At 41.7% G+C, this 14,880-nt stretch carries 12 protein-coding genes and 1 rRNA gene; 3 read left to right on the forward strand and 10 right to left on the reverse strand.

What is annotated here, in order from left to right:
- Both AT864_RS00060 and AT864_RS00065 read right to left on the reverse strand, forming a co-directional pair.
- Positions 1 to 92: ribosomal RNA gene (locus AT864_RS00060) — 16S ribosomal RNA — on the reverse strand; the annotation flags it as partial.
- A gap of 313 nt (positions 93 to 405) precedes the next feature.
- A complete protein-coding gene (locus AT864_RS00065; protein ID WP_044741720.1) occupies positions 406 to 1,281 on the reverse strand; it encodes a nucleotidyltransferase-like protein in 876 nt (291 codons plus the stop codon).
- Positions 1,282 to 1,424: 143 nt separating this feature from the next.
- On the opposite strand from AT864_RS00065, the gene AT864_RS00070 reads away from it, so the two are divergent.
- Complete coding sequence (locus AT864_RS00070; protein ID WP_044741721.1) at positions 1,425 to 1,781, forward strand: YgzB family protein; 357 nt, start codon at positions 1,425 to 1,427, stop codon at positions 1,779 to 1,781.
- Positions 1,782 to 1,805: 24 nt separating this feature from the next.
- On the opposite strand, the gene perR is transcribed toward AT864_RS00070, so the two are convergent.
- The 6 genes from perR to AT864_RS00100 all read right to left on the reverse strand — a co-directional run bounded on the left by perR (position 1,806) and on the right by AT864_RS00100 (position 6,398).
- Positions 1,806 to 2,255 (reverse strand): peroxide-responsive transcriptional repressor PerR, encoded by a 450-nt coding sequence (perR, locus tag AT864_RS00075; RefSeq protein ID WP_044741722.1) that lies wholly within the window; start codon positions 2,253 to 2,255, stop codon positions 1,806 to 1,808.
- Positions 2,256 to 2,489: 234 nt separating this feature from the next.
- Entirely contained in the window at positions 2,490 to 2,966 is a 477-nt protein-coding gene (gene bcp / locus AT864_RS00080) for a thioredoxin-dependent thiol peroxidase (RefSeq protein ID WP_066145241.1), read from the reverse strand.
- A 103-nt stretch (positions 2,967 to 3,069) separates the two neighbouring features.
- The gene (locus AT864_RS00085; RefSeq protein ID WP_044741724.1) at positions 3,070 to 3,468 is read right to left on the reverse strand and encodes a potassium channel family protein; all 399 of its coding nucleotides are present in this window, start codon (positions 3,466 to 3,468) and stop codon (positions 3,070 to 3,072) included.
- Positions 3,469 to 3,816: 348 nt separating this feature from the next.
- Positions 3,817 to 4,602, reverse strand: a complete 786-nt coding sequence (locus tag AT864_RS00090; protein WP_044741725.1) for an ABC transporter permease — start codon at positions 4,600 to 4,602, stop codon at positions 3,817 to 3,819.
- Positions 4,603 to 4,606: 4 nt separating this feature from the next.
- Complete coding sequence (locus AT864_RS00095) at positions 4,607 to 5,398, reverse strand: ABC-2 family transporter protein (RefSeq protein WP_044741726.1); 792 nt, start codon at positions 5,396 to 5,398, stop codon at positions 4,607 to 4,609.
- Entirely contained in the window at positions 5,391 to 6,398 is a 1,008-nt protein-coding gene (locus AT864_RS00100) for an ATP-binding cassette domain-containing protein (protein WP_044741727.1), read from the reverse strand. The genes AT864_RS00095 and AT864_RS00100 overlap by 8 nt, the downstream gene beginning before the upstream one ends.
- Positions 6,399 to 6,521: 123 nt before the next feature.
- Here AT864_RS00100 and AT864_RS00105 point away from each other — a divergent pair, with 123 nt between their 5' ends.
- Together AT864_RS00105 and AT864_RS00110 are read left to right on the forward strand one after the other, a co-directional pair.
- Positions 6,522 to 7,817, forward strand: a complete 1,296-nt coding sequence (locus AT864_RS00105) for a glutamate-1-semialdehyde 2,1-aminomutase (RefSeq protein WP_066145244.1) — start codon at positions 6,522 to 6,524, stop codon at positions 7,815 to 7,817.
- 664 nt (positions 7,818 to 8,481) lie between these two features.
- Positions 8,482 to 12,957 carry a glutamate synthase-related protein gene (locus AT864_RS00110; protein WP_066145252.1) on the forward strand — a complete coding sequence of 1,492 codons (4,476 nt, stop codon included), beginning with the start codon at positions 8,482 to 8,484 and terminating at the stop codon, positions 12,955 to 12,957.
- Positions 12,958 to 13,116: 159 nt separating this feature from the next.
- Here the strand turns inward: AT864_RS00110 and AT864_RS00115 are convergent, their stop codons facing one another.
- On the reverse strand, positions 13,117 to 13,962 hold the full coding sequence (locus AT864_RS00115) for a cytochrome c oxidase assembly protein (RefSeq protein WP_066145247.1): 846 nt from the start codon (positions 13,960 to 13,962) through the stop codon (positions 13,117 to 13,119).
- Positions 13,949 to 14,455: a DUF2243 domain-containing protein gene (locus AT864_RS00120; RefSeq protein ID WP_066145255.1), complete on the reverse strand. Its 507-nt coding sequence runs from the start codon at positions 14,453 to 14,455 to the stop codon at positions 13,949 to 13,951. Before AT864_RS00120 ends, AT864_RS00115 begins: the two co-directional genes overlap by 14 nt.
- Positions 14,456 to 14,880 lie beyond the last annotated feature (425 nt).

Below are 14,880 nucleotides of genomic sequence, written 5' to 3' on the forward strand. Positions count from 1 at the left end.
ACAGAAGCAAGCTTCTATTCGGTCCGCTCGACTTGCATGTATTAGGCACGCCGCCAGCGTTCGTCCTGAGCCAGGATCAAACTCTCCAAAAGAAAGTTGATTGGCTATTATTTAAATTTCGGTTGACTATACCGAAATTTTTCGTTAACGCTTCGTTTTGTTCAGTTTTCAAAGAACATTTTTTCTTTTTTAAAACGACTTTTTCATAATATCATCTTTTTTCATTTAAGTCAACTCATTTTCGGCGCTGCAGTTGAATACCTCGCAGCGACGTTTTCTAATTTACCACGTCTTTTTTATCAAGTCAATAGTTTTTTTATCTTTTCTATCCAATCTTGTTGCGAATAAGTAAAGGCCCTTTATATTATGCGTGGAAGAGGGCCCATTTATTTAGAATTGAGGGAATTAAGGGTGATCTACAACCATGTAATAGCGATGAAAAATATTTTGTCCCTTTGTCGGTACCTCTTGAATAGCTAAAAAATGTTTATCCACCAAATATTCCAGCATGATAACAAGATCGACAGAATAAACTTGCAGTTCTGGATGAGATGCTATTTCCCCTATGCTCCAAGCCCCTTCTTTTTGCTTCAATATCTTTAACAAATGGGCCGAACCAGACGGAACTCGAGAATGAATTAAAAATTCACTTGCCAAAAAAAGCAACTCCAATCTTTTATCTAAAGGCTCCTCGCTTTCCACAAGCTCCTTATAAAGCTTATAAATTTGTGCATCGATTTGCTTCACCTGATTCCATACAGTCACCTCTGGATGAAACCCCTGCTCAATGACTGTAAGTCTTGCTAAATGATGCAAGGCATGTACAACATGGTTATATGCATCAAGCAATTGATCGGTTTCTAAAAAAACTTTCCCATCTGTATACCTTCGAATTAATTTAGCAAATTCAATTCCCATTTTTAATTGCCGCTCTTGTTCAGGAAATTCAAGCAGTTGCCTTCTTAATCCTTCAATATATTCATTGCGATCAAATAGAACTTTCCCGTTCAGAACCCAATCGATTACTTTACGATTTGTTCCCAGAAGAAGCCATTCATTTAATTTTTGTTCATTAACAATATACAACGCTGCTTTCTGATATTCGTAAGAATAATGCTTAATAAAGAAAGGATAATCCGTATCTTTTGCAATGACTAATAAAATGACATCAAACGTATCAGTGCTAGCAGAGTGATTAAATTTTTTTTCAATCATTAGAATGCCTAGGGTATTGCGTTGACTTGCTCTTTCTTGATAGATGGGGCGGATTAGCTTCTCCATATATTTTCCTCCATAAATATTTATCCGAATGCTATTACCAGCTAATTCGACAAAAATCGCAAAATTCCTCTTACAAAATTGCTTGAAATCAGATTAAATCATGCAATTTTATGGTATAGTTGTTGTTAGGAGGGAAGAGTAAAATGTCAATAAAATATTCCAGCAAAATCAACAAAATCCGCACATTTGCTTTAAGTTTAATCTTTATCGGCTTTATTGTTATGTATATAGGAGTATTTTTCCGTACTTCCATGCTGATTATGACCATATTTATGATTTTAGGGCTTCTTTTTATTATTGCCAGCACAGTCGTCTATTTTTGGATCGGTATGTTATCGACAAAAACGGTTCAAGTGGTTTGTCCAACATGCGGAAAAACGACAAAAATGCTGGGGAGAGTCGATATGTGCATGTATTGCCGAGAACCGCTAACATTGGATCCGGAACTAGCTGGAAAAGAGTTTGACGAAAAATACAATCGGAAACGAAAAAAGAGCTGATAGCCTTTTACTGCTATCAGCTTTTTAATGAGAATGATGCCCGTGTTGGCATTCAGCACATACCCCATACACTTCCATTCGATGATGACTTACTTTAAATCCTGTTACGTGTGAAGCCAACGCTTCGACTTCATCTAATCCTGGATAATGAAAATCAACAATCTTGCCACACCGCTCACAAATGATATGATAATGGTCAGAAGTGACAAAATCAAAGCGGCTTGATGAATCACCATAAGTCAATTCTTTTACAAGCCCCACTTCTTTAAAAACGCGAAGATTATTATAAACCGTGGCTACGCTCATGTTCGGAAACTTTCCTTCCAAAGCCTTATATATCTCATCTGCCGTTGGGTGTGACATGGAACGAACCAAATATTCCAATATCGCATGACGTTGCGGAGTTATGCGCACTCCTGTTTGTTTCAACGTATCAAGCGCTTCCTTTAACATTGAGTTTTCGGGCACCGCCATGCACCTCGCTTTCTTATTAAAAAAGAATTATTATTTTATAATTTTTATAATTAGTCTACCGCTATTTCATGCCTTTTGTCAATATTCCTATCATTAATATAGTATATAATCTTATTGAAGAATTTTTCACAAAAAAATAAGCGGAAATATTTTCCGCAAAACATCGTTTCATTTATGAGGAGGTATGCCCTACATTTTTAATATATTCTCCTTATTTTCTTTTGGCATGGACATTTACCTAGACCCCGATAAATTATTTATGTACCCCAAAGCTTCCTCTACATGTCCTTTTACTTTAACATTTCTCCATTCTTTAATTAAAATCCCTGACTTATCAATGACAAATGTAGAACGCTCAATGCCCATATATTCTTTTCCAAAGCTTCTTTTCAATTTCCAAACCCCATATTTTCCAGCTACCTCATGCTGCTCATCAGCTAACAGCAAAAAGGGGAGTTCATATTTTTCAATAAATTTTTTATGGCGCTCAACCGGATCTGTACTTATTCCTAAAATAACAGCCTCTAAGCGGTTAAATTGTCCATGATAATCCCGAAAGTCGCATGCCTCAGTTGTGCAGCCCGGCGTCATATCTTTCGGATAAAAATAGAGCACCACATATTTTCCGCGAAAATCAGAAAGAGATACTGTTTTGCCATTGCTTGCCGGAAGCAGAAAATCTGGGGCAAGCTGTCCAATTTCAAGAACCATCTGCTCTTCCTCCATCTCAATTTTTATCAATGTATCGCTAGACCAACAGGTTTCGTTTTCAATCTCTTATTAGCGTAGCGAAAAAAAACGAATGTTTCAATGTTCATTTTTTATTCCCATCAATAACAAAACGAGTAATAAATGTAGCTGGCATAATATACCCTAATAAAGCTTCGACCACCGCAATCCATTTCCCAATTCCTACAGGAACAATATCGCCATAGCCGACAGACAACAATGTCGTAGCACTTAAATACAAGCCATCGAGTAAAATATGACCAAATCTGTTGGTCTCCTCTTCAATATTTCTTGTAAACACATTGTATCCGTTTATTTGCATCCACGCATATATCAGTCCAAACCCCAGCATCATTGTAAAATATAGTAAGAGCAGCGCAACAAAATTTTCCGCTGAGATATATGGCTTTCTTTTGGATTGTGCTACCCACATCGAAGCAATGCTTGCGTATAAAATAAATATAACGGCACCTAATACTAACATCGCAATCACCCCATACATATCTATACATGGATATGTGGGACAAAAAAGAGATATTCCATCCGCATACTTGCGCTTATATCTAACATTTGTACGGCCCTATTGTTGTTTTGAATTCTCGTTATTCACTTGACACAACACCGATTTCCCAAAGAATCAATGGGTTTCAGCAATCAAGGGCTCATCTCTACACTATGCGTCCCCCCATAAAAAACATAAACATCCAAAAGTGACCTACGTCTAAACAGAGCAGAATTCCTCTCCTTGCTTCCATATGATACACTCATCCGCCTGCGGCTTTGTTTTTTTATAAACTAAAAAAGACAGGAACCATGCGATTCCTGCCTTTTATTAATTTCCAGCTCCACGATACCGTTTGATACCTGCGTTCCATAGCAAAAGGGCTAAAACAAAAAAGGCCACTCCCATGACAGGGGTCAAAAAAGAGTACACATACCATTCTTTTTTGCCAAGAAAATAAGCAGATGGATACACTCCCACAAAAGCGAATGGCAGAACCCATGTTAATATATAACGAATCACGCGATTATAAATATCAATGGGATACCGGCCATAGTTGCTGATGTTATACATCATCGGCATAATTGAGCTTCTCGCATCAGACCAAAAGCTGATGGTCGCCAGCGCAATAAAAACACCTGCATATATGAACATTCCACCAATCACAAATAATAGAAAGATCGGGACATCATACCAGTGGAAATCTAGATCTAAACGCGATCCTGCATATCCCATAATAATGAAGCCTGTAACTGCTCCAAGCAGCGATTCAAGCTCCATTCTCTCCAATATAATTTGAAACAAACTGTGCACAGGACGTGTCAATACACGATCCAGCTCTCCGCGCACAATGTATCTCTCATTAAAATCCCAAATATTAAAAAAGGCACCAAATAAAGCGAAAGGCACTAGAAAAAAACCATAAATAAAAATCATTTCATCCCGCGTCCAACCATGCAGCAAATCTGTATGACCGAAAACGACAAGAATAAAGATCAAGTTCACAGCTTGAGACATAAGATCGGAAAAAAACTCCACTAATAAGTCTGTACGATACTGTAATTTCGTTTTTATATATTGTGCCATATATTGAAAAAAGACAGATAGATAAAACAAGCCATTACCCCCCTTGAATCACAAGCCGCTTTTTCGCTGCCTTCCAAAGCATATAAATAGGAAATAACAGCACTACACTCCAAATAACTTGAAACAGTAGCCCATTCACAACTGCCTGTCCTTGAAAGCTTTCAGTGAAAATCATGCTTGGAATATAGCTAATCGCTTGGAATGGAAAGTATTTCATGATTTCTTGCGCCCAATCAGGGTAAAAGCTAATTGGTAAAATCAGACCCGAAAATAAATCAATAATAAATCTCTTTGCCCTCAGCAATCCTTCATTATTCAGTGTAAAAAACGCTATTACTCCCGCAAGTAAATTCAGCTCTGAATTAATAATAAAGCTCAGCATAATAGATAGTCCAAAATACATCCATGTATGGATATCAGTTGAAAAATGAAGGGGTAAAAGCAAGGCGGTAATCACGACTCCGGGAAGCGAAAGAAATAACAAGCGGAAGATCCCTTCCCCCAATCCTTGCATCGTCTTCATGCCCAAGTAATTATACGGACGGATTAATTCCGTTGCGACTTGTCCTTCTCTAATTTCCATCGCAATTTCTCGGTCGATGTTATTAAAATAAAAAGCTCTAGCCATCCATGATATGGCTACATAAGTGGCCATTTTTTCAATAGACATCCCTTGAATCGACGATTTCCCGCTATAAATCGCAGACCATAGAAAATAATACGCTCCGATATTAATGCAATAAATAAGAATACCTGTATAATAGTTGGTTCGGTAAGCCAGCATCATCAAAAATCGAATGCGGATCATTTCCATATATTTATCCATGCGCAACACCTTCTTCATAAATGTTGCGAATGATTTCTTCTGTAGAGATTTCATACAAATTCAGGTCCTGAATCTCATAATGGTTCACAATACAGCTGATAATCTCTGATACATGGGCTTTCGGTACATGTGCAATCCAACTGTTGTCTTGTTCTCCCCTACTCCACTTCACACCCCAAGCAGCCGTTAAGGGATGCAGCTCTGCAGACGTAATTTCTTGAGAAAATGTAAACTGAATTTGCTTTCCTTCTCCCCAGTTTTCTTTTAAGCGCTGGAGTGATCCATCATAAATGATTTTCCCCTCATCGAGCATAATCACGCGATCACACAATGCTTCAATATCCGAAATATCGTGGGTTGTCAATAAAATGGTTGTATTATATTTTTGATTAATTTCTTTTAAAAACTCACGAATCTTTAATTTAACTAATACATCTAAGCCAATTGTGGGTTCATCCAAAAATAAAAGCGGGGGATTATGAATAAGGGCAGCGGCCAATTCGCAGCGCATTCGCTGGCCAAGTGATAATTTGCGGACAGGCTTATCGAGCAGCGGACCGATATCTAATGTTTCAATGACATGCTCCATATGCTCTTTATAATCACTGTCAGATACCCGATACACTTTTTTTAGCAAACGAAACGATTCCTGTACGGCAATATCCCACCACAATTGCGAGCGCTGGCCAAAAACAACTCCGATCGTTCGCACAAACGCTTCTCTCTCTTTATGAGGATTCATTCCATTGACGCTTACTTTTCCAGCTGTCGGCGTTAAAATCCCTGTCAGCATTTTTATCGTCGTTGACTTTCCAGCGCCGTTTTCTCCAATGTATCCCACCATTTCTCCTTGGTTCACTGTAAACGAAATATCATGAACCGCCTGAATGATTTTATAATTTCTTGTAAATAAATCTCGAAATGCTCCCATCAGCCCGGAGCGGCTTGAATAGGCTTTAAATTCTTTGCGTAAATTTTCAACTTCAATTACGTTCCCCATACTTCTCTACCTCCACATAAGCAATAGTTTATCTAAAGTCAAAAAGAGAAACAAATGGTATGCTCAAGTAAATATGTTAGAATAAGAAGCGGTAAAGAAACTCTCGTAGGAGGCTTTTGAAATATGCAATTTACAAAATCTGAACAACTTTATGAAGAAGCTCTGCAACATATCGTCGGCGGTGTAAACAGCCCTTCCCGCTCTTACAAAGCGGTTGGCGGAGGGGCTCCTGTCGTGATGGAACGCGCACAAGGGGCTTACTTTTGGGATGTAGATGGCAATAAGTATATTGATTATTTAGCCGCATATGGCCCCATCATTACGGGACATGCCCATCCACATATTACAAAAGCCATTCAACGCGCGGCAGAAAACGGGGTGTTATACGGAACACCCACTCCTTATGAAATTACATTTGCCAAAATGTTGAAAGAGGCCATTCCTTCATTAGAAAAGGTACGCTTTGTCAATTCCGGAACTGAAGCAGTGATGACGACAATTCGCGTTGCGCGCGCCTACACGGGAAGAGATAAAATTATGAAATTCGCCGGTTGCTATCATGGACACTCAGATCTTGTTCTAGTCGCTGCTGGATCTGGCCCTTCGACATTAGGTACTCCTGACTCTGCTGGCGTGCCACAAAGCATTGCTCAAGAAGTGATCACTGTTCCTTTTAATGATATTGGCTCATTTAAACAAGCAATGGAAAAATGGGGGGAAGAAGTTGCAGCCGTTCTTGTTGAGCCGATTGTTGGAAATTTCGGCATTGTTGAACCGAAGCCAGGATTCCTTGAAGCCGTGAATGAAATCGCTCATCAAGCCGGGGCACTCGTCATTTACGACGAAGTTATTACGGCATTCCGATTTATGTATGGAGGGGCACAAAATTTGCTGGGTATTGAGCCTGACTTAACTGCACTTGGAAAAATTATCGGCGGCGGTCTTCCAATCGGAGCATACGGCGGCCGGAAGGATATTATGGAGCAAGTTGCTCCGCTCGGTCCAGCATACCAAGCTGGAACGATGGCCGGCAACCCCGCGTCTATTCTTGCTGGAATCGCCTGCTTAGAAGTATTGCAGCAGGAAGGGGCATACGAGCATCTTGACCGGCTTGGGGCCATGCTGGAAGAAGGCATTCTCTCTCATGCAAAAACACATGAGATTCCCATTACCATTAACCGCCTAAAAGGAGCTTTAACCATTTATTTTACAACACAAAAAGTGGAAAATTATGAACAAGCACAACAGACAGACGGAGATATGTTTGCTAAATTTTTTAAATCGATGTTAAAACAAGGGATCAACCTTGCTCCTTCCAAATACGAAGCTTGGTTTATTACACTTGCCCATACAGAATCAGATATCCAATATACGATTCAAGCAGTGGAAAATGCATTTAAATCACTCAGATATGAATAATTATACAAAAATGAACGGAAGCCCCTTATCTTCCGTTCATTTTTTATTTCTATTGTAATCGTTTACAAGTCTATTTTTACACTTTTCCTCAAATGAATACAACATCCATAAATATGAATAAATAATTGATTTCGCTTAATAAAAATGGTAACATAGACTATAAATTCTGAATATTTTTTATCTGCAGAACTAGTCGCTCTCATAAAATAAGCACCCTGAAAAATGGCTGCTTATCTGTCGCAGCCGGCAAACCATTCCTTGTTAGCGGCCCATTTATAAAGTTTTTATTTTTTACAAGATGAGGAGTTCATTCGGTGGTCGGATGGCCAAACAACGATATTTCACAGATTTTCACAGGATTCTATTACGTGAATATGTGATAAAGACAAATCATAACGTTTCGATTTTCCAGAGAGCAGGCTTTTCATCTCCGAGTTGCATTTATATATACAGGTTGGCTTGAAAACGCTTAGCAAACAAGGAGTGAAGATGAACAAGGCCAGTGATACAGGCTGAAAGCGTTTATATTGGCAATGGGCGCTAGCATATTCAGCAAATCCACATGATTCTATCCCCTGGTTGTTGGGGTTTTTTCTTAAACCAAACACTGTACACAGGAGGTGAAGGCCGAGAAGTGGATATCCCCCACTTTAAAGCCACTCAAATGAAACAACATTGGAGTCCAGCCCTTTTCAAGGATTTTCATCGTGCAGAACATGACGCATGCGGCATTGTGTCAGCTCTCGAGAAACGACGCATTCCAACAAAAGAAAACATTATGACCTGTATTCAAGCACTTGTCAAAATGAACCACCGCGCCGGATTTATCAATGGGGAAGGTGATGGGGTCGGCGTTCACATTGACTTGCCAAAAGCTCTTTGGATGGAAAAACTGGCAGCCGCTGGCCAAAATCCGGAGATAGCAAATGATCCTTCTTTTACAGTTGGTCATATTTTTATTAACCGAACAGCGGATGTTGAAAAAATAAAAGAAACGATAAAACAACAATTCCAGCAGTTTGGTTTATCCATGATCTTTGAGTCTGACCGCGTTACTCACTCGCGTGCACTAGGACCGATCGCTCTTCGTCAAGAGCCTGTTTTTTGGCAGGTGGCTCTGCTGCCTTCACAAAACGGTCACTACTTATCCCGGCGTCTTTTTGAGCTTCTTATCGATATCGAACAAGACGAAAATGTTCATGTCGCATCTTTGAGCAATTTTCATGTTGTTTATAAAGTAATGGGAGCAGGAGATATATTGCCAAAATACTATGAGGATTTGGCCAATCCCCTTATTGCTTCGACGATTACCCTTGGACACAACCGTTACTCAACAAATACGTTATCAAATTTTTTCAGGGTCCAGCCATTTAGCGCTCTAGGCCACAATGGCGAGATTAATACAATCGCTAAGCTTCGTGAAGAAGCATTGATGATTGATGTTCCCCTTCCAAAAGACGGAAGTGATTCACAGGATTTAAGCCGCACAATCGAAACACTGATTTGCCGTCATGACTACAGTTTGTTTGAAGCAATGGATTTAATGTTTCCGCCAATTATTAACGAAATCAAATCCTACCCTTCTCATTTGCAAGATTTATATACGTATATTCGGGAAGCATGGGGACACTTTTCCCAAGGACCGGCAGGCATTATTTCCCGCTATGGAGACGAAGCTGTCTTTAGTGTCGACTCGCTAGGATTACGGCCTCTTTGGAAATTAGAAACGGAAGATCGCTTCATTTTTTCTTCTGAGCCTGGCATTATTCCGACCAGTGAATATACAGGCGAACCAAAGCCCTTGGCACCTGGCGAAAAGATCGGGTTTAAATGGGGAGCAAACGGGGCGATCCAGATGTTTGAATATGCTGATTTTCAAGAGGAAGTATATGCGCGTTTTGCCAAGCGCTTCGACATTTCTAATTTTCGCAAGCGCCTTGAACCGCCTGCTTTGGCGAAACATGTATTTATGGCGTCCACAAACAAAGTGCATAATGGTCAGTATGCTGCTTTTGGATGGGACCGAGAACATATCCAGCTCCTTGAACAAATGGCGGAAAAGGGCGCTGAGCCGATTCGTTCACTCGGTCATGATGCTCCTCTTGCCGCTATTGATAACGGGCGGAAAAATCTCGCTGATTTTATTAAAGAAAGCGTGGCGGTTGTCACGAACCCAGCCATTGATCGCGACCGTGAAACCGAACATTTTTCAACACGCACCATCATCGGCAAACGTCCTGCGCTCTTTGGAGAGCAAGATGTATCTTATGCAATAGAGTTGGCTTCTCCTATTTTAGTGGAGGGCAAGCTTGGCCATGAATGCGCAGATTTATTGCAGCATCCTTCCTATGATCAAATTGTCCATTCGTTCCAAGCGAAAAAATTAGCCTATACGATTTCGGCAACCTTTTCAGCCGATGAAACGATCCCAGATGCATTACAGCGGCTGTCTGCCGAGGCATGCGACGCAGTCCGCTCAGGGAAAACATTGCTGGTGATCGACGACTCACAAGCGCATCAGCGCGAACATTTGTGGCTCGATCCATTGCTTGTCACATCCATGCTCGATCACTCATTAGTCGAACAAGGATTGCGCCGTCATTGTTCGATTCTGCTTCGCTCTGGGGCCATTCGCTCCTTACACGATTTCATTGTCGTTTACGGGTTAGGGGCTGATGCCATTAGTCCATATTTAATGATGGCTACAGTTGCTTCTGAAAGCACCCCTCTTCCGGTTGTTCATTTATTCAATGCTTTGAATAAAGGATTGGAAAAGGTCATTTCCACTATTGGCATTCATGAATTGCGCGGATATAGCCGCCTTTTCTCATCAATCGGCTTGCATAATGACGTTGCTGATACTTTAAAAATTGACAACTTCTTTGGGTCTGATTCTTTAACCCATAATTTTGCTTCATTAAAAGAGGACGCGATCGCCCGGTTAGCGGACTATGGCGATGAAAGCGCCAAGCCAAGAAAAACCTTCCACCTCTTCCCTCGTATTTGGAAAGCGATTGGAGAGGTTGCGCAAACCGGAGTTTATGACCATTATCGTGAAAAACTAACCGAATTGGAAACAGAAACACCGACAACCATCCGCCATTTACTTGATTTAAAGAAAACAAAGAACAGCCTTTTAGCGGAAAAAGTAGATATTAGTGTCGGTGAGCATAGTTTGCCATTTGTCATTGCCTCTATGTCGTTTGGCTCGCAAAACGAAGTGGCATTTCGCGCCTACGCAGAGGCGGCTGATCGTCTTAATATGATCAGCTTAAACGGTGAAGGCGGAGAAATTAAAGATATGCTTGGAAAATATCCGCGCTCGCGCGGACAGCAAATTGCTTCAGGGCGTTTTGGGGTCAACGCCGAGCTGCTCAACTCTTCTAATCTATTAGAAATCAAAATCGGCCAAGGAGCAAAGCCGGGCGAGGGAGGACACCTTCCCGGATCAAAAGTCACTGCCAAAATCGCCGAGGCACGCAATGCGACGATTGGTTCGGATTTAATTTCTCCATCGAACAATCATGACATTTACTCGATCGAGGATTTAGCGCAAATGATTGCAGAATTAAAAACCGCTAACGATCAAGCTAAAGTTGCTGTAAAAGTACCTGTCGTTCCAAACATCGGAACGATTGCAGTCGGCATTGCCAAAGCAGGAGCGGATATCATTACACTAAGTGGGTTCGATGGAGGAACAGGAGCAGCGCGCATCCATGCGTTACAGCACGTCGGTCTCCCTGTAGAGATTGGGGTTAAAGCCGCACACAACGCACTCCTTGAAGCGGGATTAAGAAATAAAGTCGAAATTTGGGCAGATGGCGGGATTAAAAGCGCTCTTGATGTCATAAAAATCATGCTGCTTGGCGCCAATCGAATCGGTTTTGGCACTCTTTCTATGATCGCCATCGGCTGTACAACGTGCCGCGGCTGTCATTTGGATACGTGTCACGTCGGCATCGCTACGCAAATCGAATCGGAGGCACAGGCAAAGGAGCATGGATTACGCCGTTTCGTACCGCGACAATTCAATGCTGCCGTGCAAGGATTAGTCCACTTATTTACTGCTTTTGGTCATGAATTAAAGATGTTAACGGCTTCGCTCGGCTATGAGCGGCTGCAAGATCTTGTCGGACGCTCTGATTTATTAGAGCAAACAAGGGGATTCGATCAACTAAATTTGGCAAGCCTGCTGAATGTATTAGAGATTGAGCAATTTTCTCAAAAAGAAGCAGCAGCTAGCTTAGAAGAACCGCAGATGCTTGTAGCGGCTGGAGCAGAGTATTTAGACCATCGCGTAGAGGATCTGCATCGTTCTCGAGAATTTTCTACCGTTACATCGGAGCAGCGGGTTCTTGGCAGCCGTGTCTCTTGCCATCGCGTTCGCGGCCGCCTAGATGGCTCGTATAAAAAATTGCCAAACATCACATTGCGCTTTAAAAATGGCTCCATCCCCGGAAACGGTCTCGGCGCTTACAATAGTCATGGAATCGACATTCATGTAGATGGCGGAGCGCAGGATGGAATTGGCAAAACATCGTTTGGAGGCAGCATCCTCATCTTTAAATCAAAAGGAAAAGATGGAAAGTTTTATAACGGCTCTGTCGGAAAAGGATTTGGCTACGGAGCACAAAAAGGATTGCTTGTCGCTCAAGGAAATGCAGATGCGCGCGCAGGCATTCGCCTCTCAGGAGCGGACTTAATTATTGGCGGTCAAGTCACCGCGTCAATCCCGGAACAAGAGCATGGCAATATTGGGGCTCGCGCGAATATTAAAGGATTTGCCTTTGAATATATGACAAATGGACGCGGGCTTGTTCTCGGCGATCCAGGACCATGGATTTGTGCTGGTATGACAGGCGGGGTCGTCTATTTACGTCATCAACCGGAGATGGGGTTAACAAGAGCTGCTCTTGAACGCCGAATCGCCAAGGGGGCCCAAGTTCGTATTGAACCCCTCAACGGGCAGGGCCGAGCAGATGTAAAAGCGCTATTGTCTCAATATATCGCTTTACTCATCGAACATGAGCAGGAACAGGAGGCCGAGGCCCTAAAGCCTTTACTGGAACATCCTGAACATCATTTCTTCCAAATTAGTCCGACAAAAGAGCAAGCTGATCCTTCCGTTTCAACAGAATGATCATTTTTATCCACTTCCTACAAAAGGTATCCCGTTTCTGCGGGATACCTTTTTGTTGATAATCCCGTATAAAATGAGCCTACAACCCCTAGCCGATGTTAAACTAAGGATAGTGGCCATTTTTCTCCTTCAGCAAACCGTACCATGCGATCATAAGAATCAACCTTGATTATAATTCGAGACTTTTGAGTACTGCTCCATACCTACCGATGCTCGAGGTCGGGTAGCTTTAAACCACTGAAAACATAGCATGAAGATAAGAACAGCATCAATCACATCTCCACCGTAGTACATTAGCATCCCTCCCATTTCCGCCTGCTCTGTAGAGACGCCATGAGGCGGGTGAGCATAGATGTATTTGGATAAGATGCTGTGTCCAGCTAACGCAACTGTTAATACGACGGCCCGACAGACGAAGCTAGACTTATGCGGCATTGGATCAATATAAATCATAGACACGGTAAAAACATATCCAGCAAGGAATACATGTATATGTACCAATATATGCAAAAGCACATTTCGCTGCATCATAGCATACAAGTCAGTCGTATAAAGTAACCATAGTCCTCCGACATTAAGACAAGAGGCGACAACAGGATGTCCCAAAATACGAATCGGCCAACTCTTCAGCACGTTAGAAAGACGTCGGGCGAGAGTCACATTGAGTGTTCTCAGGACAAGAGTCATCGGCGCCGCTAACGCCATCAGAAGCGGAGCAAGCATTCCAAGTAGCAAATGCCCCATCATATGTGCTGTAAAATCCATATGAGCACGATTCGCTAGAGGGCCAATCACTGCGGCAATGGCGCACAGAACTCCAAGCGCCCAAAAGATCGTGCGATGGATTGGCCAGTGCTTATGGCGGCGATTAGATATAAATGCAGCGAAGATATAAACAACTAATAGCAGAAAAAACGGCAATGCCAATAGTAGCTGCGCTAGTATCCCATTTGCGTAATCAATATGGGTGCCAGTGCTGTGATGAACGTAATTATTGATGTTCATGTGAATGCGTCTCCCTTGGCGGTTGTAAATCATTTCGTGCACGAATGATGAGAATCGCACCTGCTATCATCATACCAATCGCAATGATATTCCATGTCAAATCATAAGGAAGAAGATTCACATTATAGCGAATTTGATGCAACCGCATCAGCTTATGCTGGATTATGCCATCGTATAACTGGAATATTCCTGCCCCTAGCAGCACCCCTCCCCGCCATCTAGTGAGCCGCAACGCGTTTCGCCGACGAAGATCTGCGAGCATAAATAGTGATCCGACTGTCGCAAACCAACTAAAAGCATGGAACAAACCATCTGAGACCAATCCAATACTTGTCGTGGACTTGTCATAAAAATGGTGCCAGTGCAACAATTGATGAAAAACCGCTTCATCGATAAAGGCCACTAAACCAAGGCCGAGCAAGAAGCCTGACCATAGGTTACGGGCTAAGTATGGGGAGCTAGTTGCATCATGTGAAGGATTCTTTAGATTCATCTTTCCGGCAGTCATATGATCCTCCTCTTGCCTATGTCAATCTACTTAGCACTTGAATTTTCACATCGTTTCTTTCCACAGCTTTTCCCGAATAAGCAAACTATAATCAACCTCAACAAGAAATCGACTCCAATAAATTGCACAAACAAAACATAATAGCCATCGTGTTTGTTCATAGATGCCTTCTTATCTACTTTACATAACTTCATTTTTTTAAGGGTGGCTGTCCCTCGCCGGATATGTTCAATCAATGGCGACCACCCATTATTCTGAATGAAAAAAACAGCCCAGCATATACTGATATGCTCCCCCTAAGGTAGACAGATTAAAAAATAAAAATCTGTTTTCTCTTAGGGGGAGTTTTTCTGTGTCTGGCAAACATTATTCTGAAGAGTTTAAATATGAAGTTATTAAAGCTTAGGAGA

The organism is Anoxybacillus sp. P3H1B (assembly GCF_001560855.1).
GTDB lineage: Bacteria > Bacillota > Bacilli > Bacillales > Anoxybacillaceae > Anoxybacteroides > Anoxybacteroides rupiense.